At 64.1% G+C, this 16,797-nt stretch carries 16 protein-coding genes; 3 read left to right on the forward strand and 13 right to left on the reverse strand.

From position 1 onward, the window contains the following. Positions 1–2: 2 nt before the first annotated feature. The gene (locus QQL24_RS10090; RefSeq protein ID WP_284311842.1) at positions 3–296 is read right to left on the reverse strand and encodes a DUF3572 domain-containing protein; all 294 of its coding nucleotides are present in this window, start codon (positions 294–296) and stop codon (positions 3–5) included. A gap of 117 nt (positions 297–413) precedes the next feature. On the opposite strand from QQL24_RS10090, the gene QQL24_RS10095 reads away from it, so the two are divergent. Continuing rightward, entirely contained in the window at positions 414–782 is a 369-nt protein-coding gene (locus QQL24_RS10095) for a response regulator (RefSeq protein ID WP_284311843.1), read from the forward strand. Positions 783–785: 3 nt separating this feature from the next. Here the strand turns inward: QQL24_RS10095 and QQL24_RS10100 are convergent, their stop codons facing one another. The 7 genes from QQL24_RS10100 to rnr form a co-directional block, all read right to left on the reverse strand. Then, a complete protein-coding gene (locus QQL24_RS10100; RefSeq protein WP_284311844.1) occupies positions 786–1,184 on the reverse strand; it encodes a VOC family protein in 399 nt (132 codons plus the stop codon). Positions 1,185–1,202: 18 nt separating this feature from the next. Further along, positions 1,203–1,871 (reverse strand): GNAT family N-acetyltransferase, encoded by a 669-nt coding sequence (locus tag QQL24_RS10105; protein ID WP_284311845.1) that lies wholly within the window; start codon positions 1,869–1,871, stop codon positions 1,203–1,205. Between the two features lie 86 nt (positions 1,872–1,957). Continuing rightward, positions 1,958–2,125, reverse strand: coding sequence for a 50S ribosomal protein L33 (gene rpmG, locus QQL24_RS10110; protein WP_284311846.1), 168 nt, complete (start codon positions 2,123–2,125; stop codon positions 1,958–1,960). 137 nt (positions 2,126–2,262) lie between these two features. Then, entirely contained in the window at positions 2,263–3,444 is a 1,182-nt protein-coding gene (locus tag QQL24_RS10115) for an MFS transporter (protein WP_284311847.1), read from the reverse strand. Continuing rightward, positions 3,444–4,160 (reverse strand): NUDIX hydrolase, encoded by a 717-nt coding sequence (locus QQL24_RS10120; protein WP_284311896.1) that lies wholly within the window; start codon positions 4,158–4,160, stop codon positions 3,444–3,446. Before QQL24_RS10120 ends, QQL24_RS10115 begins: the two co-directional genes overlap by 1 nt. A gap of 2 nt (positions 4,161–4,162) precedes the next feature. Beyond that, complete coding sequence (locus QQL24_RS10125) at positions 4,163–4,570, reverse strand: DUF983 domain-containing protein (RefSeq protein WP_284311848.1); 408 nt, start codon at positions 4,568–4,570, stop codon at positions 4,163–4,165. After that, positions 4,567–6,870, reverse strand: coding sequence for a ribonuclease R (gene rnr / locus QQL24_RS10130; protein ID WP_284311849.1), 2,304 nt, complete (start codon positions 6,868–6,870; stop codon positions 4,567–4,569). Before rnr ends, QQL24_RS10125 begins: the two co-directional genes overlap by 4 nt. Before the next feature lie 421 nt (positions 6,871–7,291). Here rnr and QQL24_RS10135 point away from each other — a divergent pair, with 421 nt between their 5' ends. Next, positions 7,292–7,693 carry a thiol-disulfide oxidoreductase DCC family protein gene (locus QQL24_RS10135; protein WP_284311850.1) on the forward strand — a complete coding sequence of 134 codons (402 nt, stop codon included), beginning with the start codon at positions 7,292–7,294 and terminating at the stop codon, positions 7,691–7,693. A 151-nt stretch (positions 7,694–7,844) separates the two neighbouring features. Here the strand turns inward: QQL24_RS10135 and topA are convergent, their stop codons facing one another. The 5 genes from topA to QQL24_RS10160 all read right to left on the reverse strand — a co-directional run bounded on the left by topA (position 7,845) and on the right by QQL24_RS10160 (position 14,828). Then, entirely contained in the window at positions 7,845–10,523 is a 2,679-nt protein-coding gene (topA, locus tag QQL24_RS10140; protein WP_284311851.1) for a type I DNA topoisomerase, read from the reverse strand. A 251-nt stretch (positions 10,524–10,774) separates the two neighbouring features. Beyond that, positions 10,775–11,926: a DNA-processing protein DprA gene (gene dprA, locus QQL24_RS10145; protein WP_284311852.1), complete on the reverse strand. Its 1,152-nt coding sequence runs from the start codon at positions 11,924–11,926 to the stop codon at positions 10,775–10,777. Then, a complete protein-coding gene (gene plsY, locus QQL24_RS10150; RefSeq protein ID WP_284311853.1) occupies positions 11,923–12,537 on the reverse strand; it encodes a glycerol-3-phosphate 1-O-acyltransferase PlsY in 615 nt (204 codons plus the stop codon). The genes dprA and plsY overlap by 4 nt, the downstream gene beginning before the upstream one ends. Positions 12,538–12,580: 43 nt before the next feature. Then, positions 12,581–13,873, reverse strand: coding sequence for a dihydroorotase (locus tag QQL24_RS10155; RefSeq protein WP_284311854.1), 1,293 nt, complete (start codon positions 13,871–13,873; stop codon positions 12,581–12,583). Between the two features lie 10 nt (positions 13,874–13,883). Continuing rightward, entirely contained in the window at positions 13,884–14,828 is a 945-nt protein-coding gene (locus tag QQL24_RS10160; protein WP_284311855.1) for an aspartate carbamoyltransferase catalytic subunit, read from the reverse strand. Positions 14,829–15,241: 413 nt separating this feature from the next. Here QQL24_RS10160 and QQL24_RS10165 point away from each other — a divergent pair, with 413 nt between their 5' ends. After that, positions 15,242–16,771, forward strand: a complete 1,530-nt coding sequence (locus tag QQL24_RS10165; RefSeq protein ID WP_284311856.1) for an ABC-F family ATP-binding cassette domain-containing protein — start codon at positions 15,242–15,244, stop codon at positions 16,769–16,771. The last annotated feature ends 26 nt before the right edge of the window (positions 16,772–16,797 follow it).

Below are 16,797 nucleotides of genomic sequence, written 5' to 3' on the forward strand. Positions count from 1 at the left end.
GTTCAGTCCCAATGAAGTCCGAGGCGGGCGGCGGCGCGCTGGAGATCTTCCGGTGTCAGATCGTTCTCGGCGGCGAAGGCAGATGCGGTGTCTTCGTCCGAGAGAACGTGCTGCAGCACGGAAGCAAGAAAACCGGGTTGGGTGACGGCGGATCGAATCTCGTCGGGCGCCAGGCCAGTCAGCGCAAAGAAATTCGCGAGTCGATCCGGGTCTCCGGCGATGAAGCCGAGTGCCTGCGCGGCGATTTGTTCCGCGCGTTGCTTTTGCGCCTCTTCGCTGCCTCTTTGCTTGAGCATCGAATTTCCCGTTTGGTAAGGACTGAGTGCTAAGTGAAAATGCCGTGCAGGATCACGGGTGCAAGAGATTCGGGTCTATCCCGCTTTGCTTGCATTGTACCGCAGACGAGGGGCTCAATGGCCAAGAAAGTCCTGATCGTGGAAGATAATGAGCTCAACATGAAGCTTTTCCACGATCTGTTGGAAGCTCACGGCTATGACATCGTGGAGACGCGCAGCGGCGTCGACGTGATGAATCTCGCCCGCACGCATCGCCCCGACCTCATCCTGATGGATATTCAGTTGCCGGAGGTATCCGGGCTGGAGGTCACGCGCTGGCTGAAGGATGACGACGAGCTGAAGTCGATTCCCGTTGTCGCCATCACCGCCTTCGCCATGAAGGGCGATGAGGAGCGCATCCGCCAGGGGGGCTGCGAGGCCTACCTCTCCAAGCCGATCTCGGTGGCGAAGTTCCTGGAGACGGTGCGCAGCTTCCTGGGGGAGTAAGCGTTACTTCGCCGGATAGCTTGCGACTTCAATGAGATTTCCGTCCGGGTCGCGGCAATAGACAGAGGTCATCGGGCCGAGAGCGCCTTGGCGTGTGGCGGGACCGTCGACGATCTCGATACCTTCCTTTCGGAAGTGAGCAACGACTTCATCGGGTTCGGCCCGGGTGATGAAGCAGATATCACCGGAACCAGGCCGGTCGTTGACACCGGTTGCCCATTCACCGGGATCGAAGTCGGCCGGCCGCAGATTGATCTTCTGGTTGCCGAATTTGAGGGCGGTACGCCCCTGGCCGAAGACCTCGCGTTGCATGCCCAGCACGCGCTCATACCAGGATGCAGTGGCCTCGACGTCCCTGCAGTTCAGGACGATGTGATCGAAGCGCTCGATGCGAAGGGACATGAGGCCTCCCCGGAGACTTTACCTCTCCAGCCGTTCTAGCGCATGACCGTCCGCAGTGAAATTGCCGTCGGCGAGCCAGGCGCCAATGGCCGCCTTGCGCGCCGGCCATTCCGTCGCCAGCATCGAGAACCAAGCGACATCGCGCTGCCAGCCCTTGACGACCACCGCCGAGCGCCAGATCCCCTCGCGCTGGAAGCCGTAGCGCCGGGCTGCTGCCTGCGAGGCGGCGTTTAGAGCGGCGCAACGCCAGACCAGCCGCTGATAGGCGAGGTCGTCGAAGGCGTGGCGCATCAAGAGGAAGATGGCTTCGGTCGCTGCCCGGCTGCGCTGAAGCGCCGGGGAATACCAGACGCTGCCGATCTCGATGGCCGCATTGGCGGGCTCGATATCGCAGAGGGATAGCCAGCCCTTCGCTGTGCCTTCCGGCGTGGGACAGACCGCCCAGAAAGGCTGGCTGGTGCGCTGCGACAGTTCAAGCACGCCACCCGCCATCGCCTCCTCAGAGGCGAAGGGGCCGTAGCGCAGATAGCTGAAGGAAAAATCGGCACCTTGCGCCGCCTGCCAGAGCGACGGCACGTGGGTTTCCGCCAGCGGTTCCAGCCTCACGCTTGCGCCCTCGTGCACGCGTCTTTCGGGCATGGGCCGCGGCAGGATGTCGACAGATTTACCGAGGGGCAGGGGGGCCATCGCGATTGCCAAAAATAAAGGGCGCCAAGAGGCGCCCCGTGATCGTGGTTCAAGAGCGGACGGGACGTCCGCGCTCCCAGGAGATCTTACTTGATCTTGGTTTCCTTGAACTCCACATGCTTGCGCGCAACGGGATCGTACTTCTTCATTGCGAGCTTTTCAGTCTTCGTGCGGGTGTTCTTCTTGGTGACATAGAAGTAGCCCGTGTCAGCTGTCGAAATCAGCTTGATCTTGATGGTTGCGGCCTTGGCCATGGTGATTGCTCCGAATATTGCTACCGGACCACGGAGGGGCTAAGGCAGCAAAGCCGCGCAACGGCGCGGCCCTTTGAATCTTGGCGCACACTACTCAGGAACGCGCCGAAGTCAACCATAGAAACGGGCCGAAAGCCTCAATTCGCGCGCTCGCCGAGCCGGCAGGCCACCAGCAGGGCGTAGAGACCGAAGAGCGCCGCGAGCCCGAAGGCGAAGCCATGCGGGCGCACCGCGTCGATCACCACCCCGAGCACGGGGGTCGAGATCATCATGCCGAGAGCATAGAGCATGATGAAAGTGGCATTGGCGGTGGCCAGCGCCGTTCCCGAGAAGCGGGAGCCGAGATGGGCAAGCCCGATGGTGTAGAGCCCGCCCGCCATGCCGCCGGTGACGAAGACGAGCACCAGGAGGAGCGGCAGGCTGCCGGAGCAGAGCGGCATTGCCAGAGCCCCGACGGCCGAGATCAGCGCGCAGCTCAGCAGGAGCAGCGGGCGGTTCGTCCGATCCGACAGCAGGCCGAGCGGGATCTGCGAGACGACATTGCCGAGGCCGAACAAAGTGAGCAGCCAGGCGCCATTCTCCTGGCCGAGTTGCAGGGCTTCGCCATAGAGCGCCATGAAGGCGAAGCTTCCCTGTTCAACCGCGCCGTAGATGAAGGCGGCCATGGTCGCCACGGGCGCGATCAGGATGAAGCGCCAGATCGAGAGGCCAGCCCGGCCTTCCAGCGGCGGCGCGTCGCGGCCGGCAAAGAAAATCGGCACGGCCGCGACGGCGAAGAAGCAGCCGCCGACTGGGAACAGCGACAGGCTGGCGCCGTCGTTCAGCACCAGCAGCGCGGGGCCGGCTGCAAAGCCGAGCGACAGGGAGGTCGCGTAGATGCCCATGATGAAGCCGCGACGGGCATTGGGCGCGGCGGCATTGATCCAGTATTCCGACAGTACGAACAAGGCGTTGATCGAGCATGCGAACAGGAAGCGCAGCACACACCAGGCGAAGAAGGTCGGCAGCAGCGGGAAGAGGCTCATGGTGAACGCCGCCAAAGCGAGCGTCGCCAGCAGGAAGTTCCTCAGCCCGAAGGAGCGGGCGAGGCGTGGCACGAAGGGGCTGGTGAGGAGGCCGGCAAGGCTGGCAAAGGCAGTCTGGGCGCCGATCGCCGTGGCGCTCACGCCCTGTGCGGAAAGCAGCAGCGAAATCAGCGGCGCGGTCAGCGACAGGCCGATGCCCGCCACGGAGATGCAGATGATCGCGGCAGCGATGGTAACGAGGCGGGCCCGATCAAGGGTCTGATCGGCCGCAGAGAGGGAGGATTCGAAAGACATCAGATTTCGTCGCACCGCCACGTCCCACGCCATTCATGGAAGAAGGGCACTGGCAGGTCCTTCTCGAGCCCGAGCTTGAGCCGTCTCTCGACCTCGGCGAGAATCATGCGGGTGATGTCGGCAAGATTTTCCTGTTTCGTCTCCTCGACCGTCAGCCACCGGGTCTCGACGAACTCGGAGTCAGGGCCGGTCACGCCCTCTGTCCGGCCGGCGATGTGGCTGACATCGGCGACGAAGAAGCGCGTGTCGAAGCGGCGCGGAAAGCGGCTGGGCGTGATGGCGCGGGCGACGAAGGAGAGCGGCTCCGGGGCCGGATAGACTTCGCGCTCGGCAAAGGCGCGCCAATGGACGCTGCTCGTCGTGGGCGCGCCGAGGCCACGTTCGCCGATGAGGATGCCGGTCTCCTCGAAGGTCTCGCGGATGGCGCAAAGCGCCAGCGCGCGGGCCTTGCCTGGCGAGGGACGCGCCATGCGGACGAGGAGATTGCGCTCGGTATGAGCAGCCAGCGAGCCATAGACCCGCATCGAACGGTCGGCGGCTTCCACCCGGCCGCCCGGGAAGACCATGAAGCCGGGCATGAAGACGTGGCCGGGATGGCGCTTGCCCATCAGCACCCGGGGCTTGCGGCCGGAGCGGTCGACGAGAATCAGCGATGCCGCGTCACGCGGCGCAACAGGCCTGGTTCTGACACCAGCGAGGATCTCGGCGTCGGGCATGGTCAATAGGGCGAGATGGCATCAGGATCGGCTTCGCCCGAAAAGCCATGCATGCGGTTGGCCCATTGCAGGCCGATGATGGCGCCCTTGATCATTGGCAGCAGCACCAGCGAGAGCACCACGGTGAGCGTGCCGAAGACGACGCCGAGGATCCAGAGGGGAATGTCGGAGGTCATCACGCAGGTGAGGATGCCGGCCACCACGATGTGGCCGACGATCAGCATGGTGAAATAGGGCGGCGCGTCGTCGGCTCGGTGATGCGAGAGATCCTCGCCGCAGACGCTGCAGCGGGGCGCCACCTTCAAATAGGCGGTGAAGATCCGGCCCTTGCCACAGTTGGGGCAGCGCCCGAAGGCACCGCGCCGCATGGCAAGCGCCACGTCCCGCTGCTGAGGCCGATACTCGATCATCGCCGTCTCTTGCCCCCTGCGGCCTTGGCCGCCTTGCGCTTGGCGCCATTGCCCTTGCGGTCCGTGATGCGCGGCCGCCTCATGACGCCGGCCTTGCGGCCCGGCGGGCGCCGGCGCGTGCCGTCCGAGACGATCTCGAACCGCAGGGCCCCGGCAAAGGGAGCCGCTTCCACAAGCTTGACGGATACCACGTCGCCAAGCTGGAAGGATTCCCCCGTCGCCGCACCGATAAGCTGATGTGAGCCTTCTTCGAAACGATAATAATCGTGACCGATCGTCGCGGCTGGCACGAAACCGTCCGCACCTGTTTCCAGGAGTTTCACGAACAGGCCCGATTTGATCACGCCGGAGACGCGGCCCTGGAAGATCTCGCCGACATGATCGGCCAGGAAATGGGCGATGAGGCGATCGATGGTCTCACGCTCGGCGGTCATGGCGCGGCGTTCGGTGGCGGAGATCTTGCCGGCAATCTCGTTGAGCAAAGCCGGCGTCATCTCCGACGGCAGGCCGTCCTCACCCAGATGCAGGGCACGGATCAGGGCGCGATGCACGATGAGGTCGGAATAGCGCCGGATCGGCGAGGTGAAATGAGCGTAGCGGCGCAGATTCAGGCCGAAATGCCCGATATTGTCGGCCGAATACTCGGCCTGGCTCTGGGAGCGCAGCACCACGTCGTTGACGAGATGGGCATTGTCCGTGCCCGCCACGCGTTCGAGGATGGTGTTGAACTGGTTCGGCCGCATCGCCCCCTGCTTGGAAAGCGGGATGTCGAGCGTGTGGAGAAACTCGCGCAGGGCGATGATCTTCTCCATCGAGGGCTCGTCATGCACGCGGTAGACCAAGGGCGTCTTCTTGGCTTCGAGCGTCTCGGCCGCCGCGACATTGGCGAGGATCATGAATTCTTCGATCAGCCGATGCGCGTCGAGCCTTTCGGGGACGACGACACGATCGACCATGCCGTTGGGCTTGAGCAGGATCTTGCGCTCGGGCAGATCGAGATCGAGCGGGCCGCGTCCGTCACGCTCGGTCCTGAGAGAGGTGTAGGCAGCCCAGAGCGGACGCAGGACCGGCTCGAGGAGCGGACCTGTGGTCTCATCCGGGTTGCCGTTGATGGCGGCCTGGGCCTGCTGGTAGGAGAGCTTGGCCGCCGACTTCATCATCACGCGATGGAAGCTATGGCTGAGCTTGCGGCCGTCGGGGGCCACGATCATGCGCACCGCCAGCGCCGGACGGTCGACATTGGGACGCAGCGAGCACAGATCGTTCGAGATCCGCTCCGGCAGCATGGGTACGACGCGGTCCGGGAAGTAGACCGAATTGCCGCGGATGAGAGCCTCACGGTCGAGCGGCGTGTCCGGCCTCACATAAGCGGCGACGTCGGCGATGGCCACGGTGAGGATATGACCGCCCGGATTGGCCGGGTTGGGGTCCGGCTCGGCGTGGACGGCGTCGTCATGATCCTTGGCGTCGGCCGGATCGATGGTGATCAGCGGCAGGCGCCGCCAGTCCTCCCGGCCGGACATCGTCGCCGGCTTGGCCGCTTCGGCCTCCTCGATCGTGTCCTTGCGAAATACATGCGGAATGTCGTGGGAGTAGATGGCGATCAGGCTGATAGCCTTCTCGCTGCCGACCTCGCCGACGCGTTCGACGATGCGTGCCATGGGCGGACCACCACGCGAGCCGCGCAGGGGTTCGATGGCGACGAGTTCGCCGTCCTTGGTGTTGGCAGTGTCTTCCGGGCGAACCATGAGGTCGCGGCCGGCGCTGCGTTTTTCGATCGGCATGACCTGGCCTTCGCCATTGGGCAGGCGACGGAAGACGCCGAGAATGCGCTGGCGCAGCTTCTCCAGCACCTTGATGACGCGCCCGCTCGGATGGTGGTCCGAACCGCCGTCGGCAAGGCGCAGCAGCACGCGCGAGCCGACACCGGGCGCCGCGCCGCCGAGGCGCTTTGGCACGGTGACGAGGATGCGCGGCGGCTTGCCATTGTCCTCGTTCCAGTCGGAGGGCACGGCGATGAGTTCGCCATCGCGGTCGCGGCCGATGATGTCGGCGACCAGCGAGGAGGGCAGGGCGCCGGGGGCATTGAAGCCCTTGCGGGTGCGCTGCACGGCGCCTTCCTCGGAGAATTCGTCGAGGAGGTGCTTCAGCGCGATTTTGTCGGCGCCACTAAGCCCGAATTCGCGGGCGATCTCGCGCTTGCCGACACGGCCGCGGGAGCGGGCGATGAATGCGAGGATATCCTCGCGGCTGGGAAGAGAGGGCTCCAGCGCTTGGGTAGTCTTATATTTACGAACCACAGAAAGAATTCCGGATTGGCGTTGGGAGCCGGGGCTTGAAAGCGGGCATCATAGACCAACGCACAGGGTATTTGTCGAAGCCAAAGAGCGGGGCGCGCGTTTTTGCGCGGCGGCTGAGTTGGCGATGATGTCTGTCGAGGATGATCTGCGCGGCGATCCCTGGAGCAAAGCGCTTGGGGACCTCTCGGCGCGGCAGAGCCAGAGTCAGGCAAAGAGCAGGAGAGCAAGGAACATCAAAGTGCCCGGGACAGACAGTCTTGTTTCTAAGGGCAATCAGCTGGCACAGGCCGGATTGCAAAAGCGGCCCAATCGGGCCGGACGACACTCATATAAGGGTGGTGCGACATGCTGTCAATGCCAATGTTGCACTGCAACATAGACGAGAGATGCTATCCTGCACCGAGGTTGAGGAAGAAGTGGGATGGCGGACAGCAAGGCGCCGGCAATCGTTAGACCCTTGACGGTCTGGTACAACACCAAATGCCCCGTCTGCGACGCCGGCATCCGGCACCAGCGCAGCAAGCTGCTGGATGCGGTGAAGGCCGGCCGTATCGAATTTCTCGACATCAACCTGCAACCCGATGCGCTGGCCCGATTCGGCGCCAGCCTCGACGACATCCGGCGGCGGCTGCATGCGACGGATGAGAGCGGACGGCTGCTGGTGGGCGCCGACGTAGCGCTGGCGATCTGGCGGCGCACGCCAAGGCAGGGATGGATCGCCTCGCTCCTCGGGGCGCCCGGAGTGATCCAGCTGACGCGCTTTGGCTATGACCGCTTTGCCGATGTACTGTTTGCCTGGAACAAGCGGAAGGGGCGCTGGTAGCGCCGGGAGCGCGGACGTCTCGTCCGCTCTTGAACCACCAAGCTCTCGAAATGGGCGCGCATCCGCTTTCGGCTGTGATACCCGATCGGCGGTCGTGTTTTCTGGGAATTGGCGTGGTTCAAGGGCGGACAAGATGTCCGCGCTCCCAGCGTCAATCCTTGTCGAAGGGCACTTCGTCGGAGTCGATGATCGTCTTTGCCTTGCCGGTGGCTACCTTTTTGGTGCCGGCGGTCTTCTTCGAAGCCGGTGCCTTGGCGGCTGCCGGTTTCTTCGCCGCTGCCGCAACCTTCTTGGCCGGAGCTGCCTTGCCGCCCTTGGCGGCGATCAGTTCGATCGCCTGCTCCAGCGTCACGGCATCCGCTGCGACGCCCTTGGGCAAGGTCGCGTTGACCTTGCCGTTGGTGACATAGGCACCATAGCGGCCGGGGCGCACCTCCACCTTGCCGCCGCCCGGGAAATCCCCCAGCGCCCGGCCAGCGGGGGCTGCCGCGCCGAAGCGTCGGCCGGCGCCGTTGTTCTCCTTGGTATGGATGAGGTCGATGGCACGGTTGGCGCCGATCGAGAGCACGTCATCGTCCTTGTCGAGATTGGCATAGGTCCGCTCATGCTGGACATAGGGGCCATAGCGGCCGATGCCGACCAGGATGGGCTTGCCGCTCTCGGGATGGACAGCGACCTCCCTCGGCAGCGCCAGCAAAGCGAGCGCTCGCTCGAGATCGATGCCGGCAGGATTCATGCCCTTGGGCAGGCTGGTGCGCTTGGGCTTGTCGCCCTCGCCAAGTTGGACATACGGACCGAATCGGCCATCGCGCAGGGTGACGTCGAGGCCCGTATCCGGATCGGCGCCCAGTTTCTTGGTGCCGGCCTCGCCGCCATTGCCGTTCTCGCCCTCGCTAGCCTGCTCGCCGCTGGCGGAAAAGTTACGCGTATAACGGCATTCTGGATAGTTGGAACAACCAATGAAGGGCCCGCGCTTGCCAAGCTTCAAGGATAGCGTGCCGGTGCCACAAACCTGGCACTGGCGTGGATTGGAGCCATCGCCGCGGTCGGGAAAGATATGTGGAGCGAGAAGATCGTTGAGGGCATCGAGCACCTGGGTCGTGCGCAATTCCTTGGTGCCGTCGATTGCCGCCGAGAAATCCTTCCAGAAGTCGCGCAGGACTTCCTTCCAATCGAGTTCGTGATTGGAAATGCGGTCGAGCTTTTCTTCCAGCGCCGCCGTGAAATCATATTCGACATAGCGCGCAAAGAAGCTTTCGAGGAAGGCGGTGACGAGCCGGCCCTTGTCCTCGGCCTTCAGGCGCTTCTTCTCGATCGAGACATAGTCGCGGTCGCGCAGGGTGGCGAGCGTGGCGGCGTAGGTCGAGGGGCGGCCGATGCCGAGCTCTTCCATGCGCTTGATCAGCGTCGCCTCGCTGTAGCGCGGCGGTGGCTCGGTGAAATGCTGGGTCGCGGCGATGGACTTCTTTTCGAGATTCTCGCCGGCGGACATGCCCGGCAGGCGCTTGCCATCCTCGTCATCGCCATCGTCGTCGCGATCCTCATTGTAGAGCGTGAGGAAGCCGTCGAATTTCACCACCTGGCCGGTGGCGCGCAGATCGAGCTTGCGTCCACCCGCTTCGACCAGGATGTCGACGGTGGTGCGTTCGAGCTCCGCCTGCGCCATCTGGCTGGCGATGGTGCGCTTCCAGATCAGCTCATAGAGCCGCGCCTGCTCGCTATCGAGGAACTTCGCCACGTCCTTGGGCAGGCGGAAGGGATCGGTCGGGCGGATGGCCTCATGCGCTTCCTGCGCATTCTTGGCCTTGGTCGTGTATTTGCGCGGTGTCTCCGGCAGATAGGGTGGCGCGTAGCTCTTGCCGATCATGTTGCGCACGGCGGCAATCGCTTCGGGCGCCATGTCGACGCCATCCGTACGCATATAGGTGATCAGGCCCACCTGTTCGCCATTGAGATTGACCCCCTCATACAGGCGCTGCGCGACCTGCATGGTGCGGTTGGGCGACAGGCCGAGCTTGCGGCTGGCTTCCTGCTGAAGGGTGGAGGTCGTGAAGGGCGGAAAGGGATTGCGGCGAGCGGGCTTGGCCTCGACGCTGGCCACCACGTAGCGGCCCTGGTCGAGCGCAGCCCGGAAGGCGAGTGCCTCCTTCTCGGTGCCGACATCGAGGCGCTGGATCTTCTTGCCGTCGGCGCCCACGAGACGCGCCTCGAAGATGTCGCCGCGCGGCGTGGCGAGCGTCGCGATCAGCGACCAGTATTCCCGCGCCACAAAGCGCTCGATCTCCAGCTCGCGGTCGCAGACCAGACGCAGAGCGACGGACTGGACTCGGCCCGCCGAGCGGGCACCCGGCAGTTTGCGCCACAGCACCGGCGAGAGGCGGAAGCCGACCAGATAGTCGAGAGCCCGGCGGGCGAGATAGGCATCGACGAGGCCTTCGTCGATATCGCGCGGCGCCTTCATCGCCTTCAGCACGGCATCCTTGGTGATGGCGTTGAAGGTGACGCGTTCGATCGGGATGTCCTTGATGGCGCGCTTCTGTCGCAGGATCTCCAGGACATGCCAGGAGATCGCTTCGCCTTCGCGATCGGGGTCGGTCGCCAGGATGAGCTTGTCGCTCGCCTTCACCGCGTTGGCGATGTCGGTGAGACGCTTGCCGGCTTTCGCGTCGTTTTCCCAGATCATGGTGAAATCGGCATCAGGCTCCACCGAGCCATCCTTGGCCGGCAGATCGCGGACATGGCCATAGGAGGCGATCACCTGATAGCCGGAACCGAGATATTTATTGATCGTCTGCGCCTTGGCGGGCGACTCAACGATGACAACAGGCATGGGCGGGCCGTTCACAATACGAAAACGAAGCAATCCTTAGCTTAAACGGACCTTTGGCGAGGCCTGTCGGGGCAAGGCATGAAATCGGGCTGGTCGCCCTAGCGCCTTAAAAGGGCGAGCGACACGCTGCCAAATAAGGATAAATCCAAAAATTGCAATCCGGCACATTCGTCGGACAAGATGACGCTGTCGTCATCAGTGGGGCGGCAAGATGGGCAAAAGCCTCCCCCAAGTCAATTCAACCAACAGGATTACAACAACGAAACCATACCGTTGCCATGTCTTTCAATCCGTCCGGCAAGATCCAGCTCGAGCAGGATAAGCTGGACGCGGCGGGGTTCGAGACCGGAGGCACGTACCAGATCATCCATCGCGACAGGCGAAGGGCCGAGCAGGCCGACGAGCCGATCCTGGTCGGCATCGCCCGAAAGAATCGGTTGGAGGCGTGGGGCGGTCGGTTCGTCCACGGCATCGAAATCGAAACGAGGCTGGGACAGCTTCGGGCGCGGTGTCGGAATCGGGTGGCGCTCCACGAGAGGCGCGACCACTTCAAGGACGTCGCTGGCATGCCGGACCAGTGTAGCGCCCTCGCGGATGAGGTTGTTGCAGCCGTCATGCCGGGGATCGCGGGGCGAGCCGGGTACGGCCATCAGCGGACGTCCCTGCTCGCCGGCGAGCCGGGCGGTGATGAGCGAGCCCGACTTCATGGCGGCCTCGACAACGACAACGCCCAGCGACAGCCCGGAGACGATGCGGTTGCGCTTGGGAAAATCGCGCGCCGTCGCCACCCAGTCGAAGGGAGCTTCCGTGATGACACAGCCTGTACCGACAAGATTGCGTACCAGATCCTCATGCTGTGGTGGATAGAGCTTGCCGAGCCCTCCGGCGACCACAGCGACCGTGCCGCTCCGCAACGTCGCCTCGTGCACGGCCTTGTCGATGCCCCGCGCCAGCCCTGACACAACGGCGTAGCCGGCATTGGCGAGAGTGGCGGCCATTTCGGCGGCCAGGCCCAGGCCGCTCGCCGAGGCATTGCGGGCACCAACAATGGCGACCATGGGTTTGGACAGAACCGCGATCGAGCCGTGGACGGCGATGAGGGGCGGGGCAGAATCGATCTCCGCCAGCGCTTCGGGGTAATCCGGCTCGCTCATGGCAATGAAGCGAGCACCCAGCTTCTCCAGAGCCCTGAACTCGCGCTCCAGGCTCGCCTGCGGTGGCAGGCGCACGGAGCGGCCACTGCGCCTGATGATGTCCGGTAGGGCCTCGATGACAGCGCCGGCGCTGCCATGGCTGTCGACCAAGCCTTTGAAGCTGATCGGGCCAATGCCTTCGCAACGGATCAGGCGCAGCCAGTCCAGCCGCTCGCGATCGGTGAGGACGCGCCGCTGCGAAGCACTCACGCCTTCTTCCCGATCTTGCTCTCCGTGCCGTCGAGCAGGCGTCCGATATTGGCGCGGTGCATGTACCACAACGCGACGGAAAGCAGGGCGAAGAGGATGGCCTCACGAGGATAGCCGAACAGCAGCAGCGCGATCGGGCTGACCAGGCTCGCCGTCAGCGCAGAGGCGGAGGAGTATCGCGTGGTGTAAGCGACGGCGATCCACACCAGGGCAAAGACGATCGCCACGGGCCAGGCGAAGGCGGCGAGGAGGCCGAGATAGGTGGCGACACCCTTGCCGCCCTTGAACTTCAGCCAGACCGGGAAGATGTGGCCGATAAAGGCGAAGAGGCCGGCGACGATAGCCGCCTCCACACCCCAGAAATAGCGGGCGATCAGCACCGCAATCGTACCTTTGATCGCGTCGAGCAGCAGCGTTGCCGCCGCCAGGTCCTTACGGCCGGTGCGGAGCACATTGGTGGTGCCGATATTACCGGACCCGATGGCGCGGATGTCGCCGAGGCCCGCAGCCCGTGTCAGCACCAGCCCGAAGGGGATGGAGCCGAGCAGGTAGCCCAGGACCGCGGCAGCGATCAGGGCAAGCGGCGAGGCAAGGAACTGTCCGTCGGTCATGGGCCTGGCTCTGCTGAAACAATCCGGATGGGTAGTCTCTATATCAGATCTGATAGACGAGTCTGCCCGCCACGATAGTGCGCGAAACCTGGCCTTGAAGGCGGGCGCCGTCGAAGGGCGAGTTCTTGCAGCGCGACTTCAGCTTGGCCGCATCGAGCACGAAGGGCGTATCGGGGTCGAACACCACGAGGTCCGCCGGCGCACCCTTGGTGAGAGTGCCGCCGGGCAAGCGCAGGATTTCGGCCGGGCGGGTGGAGAGCGCCCGCAACAAGGTCAGCAGGTCGAGCGAGCCGTCATGTACCAGCCGCAGGCCGGCCGAGAGCATGGTTTCAAGCCCGATCGCACCATCGGCACACTCGGCAAAAGGCTGGCGCTTGGTTTCGACATCCTGCGGGTTGTGATCGGAAACGATGGCATCGACCAGCCCGTCCTTCACCGCCTGCACCAAAGCGATGCGGTCGTCCTCATGGCGCAGCGGCGGGGAGACCTTGCAGAAGGTGCGGAAGGCGCCGATGTCGTTCTCGTTCAGCGTGACGTGATTGATCGAGGTCGAGGCGGTGACTGTGAGGCCGTCTGCCTTGGCCCTGCGCAGCACGTCGAGCGAGGCGCGGCAGGTCACCGTGGCGGCGTGATAGCGGGCGCCGGTCATCGCGACGAGGCGCATGTCGCGTTCCAGCAGCATGGCTTCGGCCTCGGCGGGAATGCCGGGCAGGCCAAGGCGGCTGGCAAACTCGCCCTCGTTCATCACGCCGTCACCGGCGAGGTCGGCATCCTGGGTGTGGTGAACCACCAGGGCATCGAAGTCGCGGGCATAGGTGAGAGTACGGCGCAAAACACGGGCATTCATCACGCTGTGGGCGCCGTCCGTGAAGGCGAGCGCGCCGGCTTCGCCGAGCAGGCCGATCTCGGTCATCTCCTGGCCGGCCAGACCCTTGGTGAGGGCGGCCATGGCGTGGATATGCACGATCGAGGTGTCACGGGCCCGGCGCAGCACGAAGTCGACGATAGCGGGATCGTCGATCGGCGGATGGGTCTCAGGCGTGCAGACCACCGTGGTGACGCCACCCGCAGCCGCGGCCTGCGAGGCGGTGGCCAGCGTTTCGCGGTGCTCGGCGCCGGGCTCGCCGGTGACGGCGCGCATATCGACCAGGCCCGGAGCCAAGACCTCGCCGCCGCAATCGAGGATCTCGACATCGGAGCCGACCTTGTCCTTCGTCAGGCCGGGGCCGAGATCGGCGATGACGCCGTCTTTGATCAGCAGGGCGCCATGCATCTGCGTGCGGGCGGCCGGATCGGTCAGCAGGGCGTTGGTGAGGAGAAGGGAACCAGTGCTCATCTCAGTTCCCTCAAACATTCGGCAGGTTGCGGGCGAGCGCTTCGAGCACCGCCATGCGCACGGCGACGCCGGCTTCCACCTGCTCGCGGATCAGCGACTGGGCGCCATCCGCCACGGCGGTGTCGATCTCGACGCCGCGGTTCATCGGCCCGGGATGCATCACCAGAGCATCGGGCTTGGCATATTTCAGCTTCTCCTCGTCGAGGCCGAAATAGCGGAAATATTCCTTGGTCGATGGAATGAAGGCACCCGCCATCCGCTCGCGCTGCAGGCGCAGCATCATCACGATGTCGGCGTCCTTGATGCCTTGCCTGATATCCCTGTAGACCTCGACGCCGAAGCGCTCGATCTCCGCCGGCAGCAGGGTCGAGGGCGCGATCAGGCGCACGCGGGCGCCCAGGGTAGCGAGCAGCAGGATGTTGGAGCGGGCGACGCGCGAATGCAGGATGTCGCCGCAGATCGCGACCGTCAGCCCGGCGATGCGGCCCTTGTGGCGGCGGATGGTGAGGGCGTCGAGCAGGGCCTGCGTCGGGTGTTCATGCGCGCCATCGCCGGCATTGACCACGGCGCAATCGACTTTGCGGGCGAGGAGATGCACGGCGCCGGCCTGGTTGTGGCGCACCACGATCACATCAGGGCGCATGGCGTTGAGGGTGATCGCCGTGTCGATCAGCGTCTCGCCCTTTTTCACCGAGGAGGAGCCCACCGACATGTTCATCACGTCGGCGCCGAGGCGCTTGCCCGCGAGTTCGAAGGAGGATTGCGTGCGGGTGGATGGCTCGAAGAAGAGGTTGATCTGGGTTCGCCCGCGCAGGGCGGACGACTTCTTTTCGATTTGCCGGTTGAAGGCAATGTGGTCGTCAGCCTCGTCGAGCAGGCTGAGAATATCGCGCTCCGTCAGGCCTTCGATGCCGAGGAGGTGGCGATGCGGATAGGTGGCTGCTGGCTTGGTCATCAAAGCCGAGTTCATAGGCCGTGCCGGCGGCGGCAGCAAGGATTGAGATCGCGAGTCGTGGCTTTTCCACTTTTGCATCAGCTAGCGGGAGGTAAATGGGATTGGGCATTTCTTGCCTCATATCACGAGCGATGTTATTTCTGCCGCGCTTCATATCGAGAAAGGAGGGTTGCGCGTGATTGTCTACTTCCAGCACCATCGCCAGCGTGGCCCAGTTAATGCCCTGCAGACGCGTTTGCAGGGCTGACCGAGGACGTTTCTCGAACACTCTTCCTGGTCTGCCCTTCGTGGCAACGCAGCACCTCAGCTGAGGTGCCAGCGTTCATAATCAACGCCGAGTTTGATATTCGCGCATCCGACGATGGCTGTATGCCCCGGATAGCGTGATCGCTCGGCAAGACCAGAGAACGATCATGAGCCTTGTCAACATCCGCAATCTCGGCGTGACGCTGAGCGCTCCGCTTTTTTCCAAATTGAACCTCGCCGTCAATGCCGGCGACCGCATCGGCCTCGTCGCCGCCAACGGACGCGGCAAATCCACGCTGCTGCGTTGCATCGCGGGCGGCATGGAAGCAAACACTGGCGACATCATCAGGTCGCGCGGCCTGACCATCGGCTATGTCGAGCAGGATGTACCCTCGGACCTCGGCGACACGCCTTTCTACGCAGCGGTCCTTGAAGCATTGCCACCCGAGGAGCGGCCGAGCGAAAGCTGGCGGGTGGATGTGACGCTGGACTCGCTGCAAGTCTCCGAAGCGATGCGTGAAAGGCCCCTGAAACACCTGAGCGGCGGCTGGCAGCGGCTTGCCATGCTCGCCCGTGTCTGGGTGAGGGAGCCCGACGTGCTGCTGCTCGACGAGCCGACCAACCATCTCGATCTCGCCAAGATCGGCCAACTCGAGGAATGGCTCAACGCCCTGCCACGCGACGTGCCGGTCATTATCTCCAGCCACGACCGCGCCTTCCTCGATGCGACGACAAACCGGACGCTGTTCCTGCGGCCCGAACAGTCGCAGATTTTCGCACTCCCCTACACGCGGGCGCGCATGGCCTTGGACGAGGTGGATGCGGCGGATGCGCGGCGCTACGAGCGCGACATCAAAGTCGCCCAGCAACTGCGCAAGCAGGCCGCCAAGCTCAACAATATCGGCATCAACTCCGGCAGCGACCTTCTCGTCGTGAAGACCAAGCAGTTGAAGGAACGGGCTGACAAGCTGGAGGAGACCGCCAAACCCGCGCATCTCGAACGGTCGGCAGGCGCGATCAAGCTCGCCAACCAGGGCACGCACGCCAAGGTGCTTGTGACGCTTGATGATGCCGCCGTCGAGACGCCGGATGGAACCCTGCTGTTCAGGACTGGCAAGCGTTTCATCCGTCAGGGCGATCGTATCGTGTTGCTCGGGCGGAATGGCGCCGGCAAGACCCGGCTCATGATGATGCTGCGCAAGGCCATCGAGAATCCTGAAACCACGCAAGGCGGCATCAAGGCAACGCCTGCTCTCGTGCTGGGCTATGGCGATCAGGCGTTGGCAGATCTTGTCGATGAGGAGACGCCGATGCACGCGATCGTCCACCGGTTCGATGTCGGCGATCAGCGTGCGCGCTCCTTGCTTGCTGGCGCTGGCATTACAATCGAAAAACAGAGCCGGCCGATCGGTCGGCTCTCGAGCGGACAGAAGGCTCGATTGGGTCTGCTCTTGCTGCGGCTTGCCGAACCGAATTTCTATCTGCTCGACGAGCCGACCAACCATCTCGATATCGAAGGGCAGGAGGCTCTGGAAGGCGAGCTTCTGGATCCACGCGCCAGTTGCCTGCTGGTCTCGCATGATCGCAGCTTCGTACGGGCGGTGGCAAACCGGTTCTGGCTCATCGAAAGGAAGAAGCTGGTGGAACTTGATGGGCCGGAGGACTTCTTTGCCTCCATCGGTGCGGCGCGTGATTGACGCGCCCGTGGCTTCTCGCTCGCCAT

It is taken from the genome of Labrys miyagiensis, from assembly GCF_030160835.1.
GTDB classification, from domain to species: domain Bacteria; phylum Pseudomonadota; class Alphaproteobacteria; order Rhizobiales; family Labraceae; genus Labrys; species Labrys miyagiensis.

What these genes read in the sequence shown, in the direction of transcription:
- QQL24_RS10125 (WP_284311848.1), bottom strand. Translation starts at nt 4,570, where the DNA reads ATGATCGAGTATCGGCCTCAGCAGCGGGACGTGGCGCTTGCCATGCGG.
- QQL24_RS10160 (WP_284311855.1), bottom strand. Translation starts at nt 14,828, where the DNA reads ATGACCAAGCCAGCAGCCACCTATCCGCATCGCCACCTCCTCGGCATC.
- QQL24_RS10115 (WP_284311847.1), bottom strand. Translation starts at nt 3,444, where the DNA reads ATGTCTTTCGAATCCTCCCTCTCTGCGGCCGATCAGACCCTTGATCGG.
- topA (WP_284311851.1), bottom strand. Translation starts at nt 10,523, where the DNA reads ATGCCTGTTGTCATCGTTGAGTCGCCCGCCAAGGCGCAGACGATCAAT.
- plsY (WP_284311853.1), bottom strand. Translation starts at nt 12,537, where the DNA reads ATGACCGACGGACAGTTCCTTGCCTCGCCGCTTGCCCTGATCGCTGCC.
- QQL24_RS10135 (WP_284311850.1), top strand. Translation starts at nt 7,292, where the DNA reads ATGGCGGACAGCAAGGCGCCGGCAATCGTTAGACCCTTGACGGTCTGG.
- QQL24_RS10155 (WP_284311854.1), bottom strand. Translation starts at nt 13,873, where the DNA reads ATGAGCACTGGTTCCCTTCTCCTCACCAACGCCCTGCTGACCGATCCG.
- QQL24_RS10090 (WP_284311842.1), bottom strand. Translation starts at nt 296, where the DNA reads ATGCTCAAGCAAAGAGGCAGCGAAGAGGCGCAAAAGCAACGCGCGGAA.
- rpmG (WP_284311846.1), bottom strand. Translation starts at nt 2,125, where the DNA reads ATGGCCAAGGCCGCAACCATCAAGATCAAGCTGATTTCGACAGCTGAC.
- QQL24_RS10120 (WP_284311896.1), bottom strand. Translation starts at nt 4,160, where the DNA reads ATGCCCGACGCCGAGATCCTCGCTGGTGTCAGAACCAGGCCTGTTGCG.
- QQL24_RS10165 (WP_284311856.1), top strand. Translation starts at nt 15,242, where the DNA reads ATGAGCCTTGTCAACATCCGCAATCTCGGCGTGACGCTGAGCGCTCCG.
- QQL24_RS10095 (WP_284311843.1), top strand. Translation starts at nt 414, where the DNA reads ATGGCCAAGAAAGTCCTGATCGTGGAAGATAATGAGCTCAACATGAAG.
- QQL24_RS10100 (WP_284311844.1), bottom strand. Translation starts at nt 1,184, where the DNA reads ATGTCCCTTCGCATCGAGCGCTTCGATCACATCGTCCTGAACTGCAGG.
- QQL24_RS10105 (WP_284311845.1), bottom strand. Translation starts at nt 1,871, where the DNA reads ATGGCCCCCCTGCCCCTCGGTAAATCTGTCGACATCCTGCCGCGGCCC.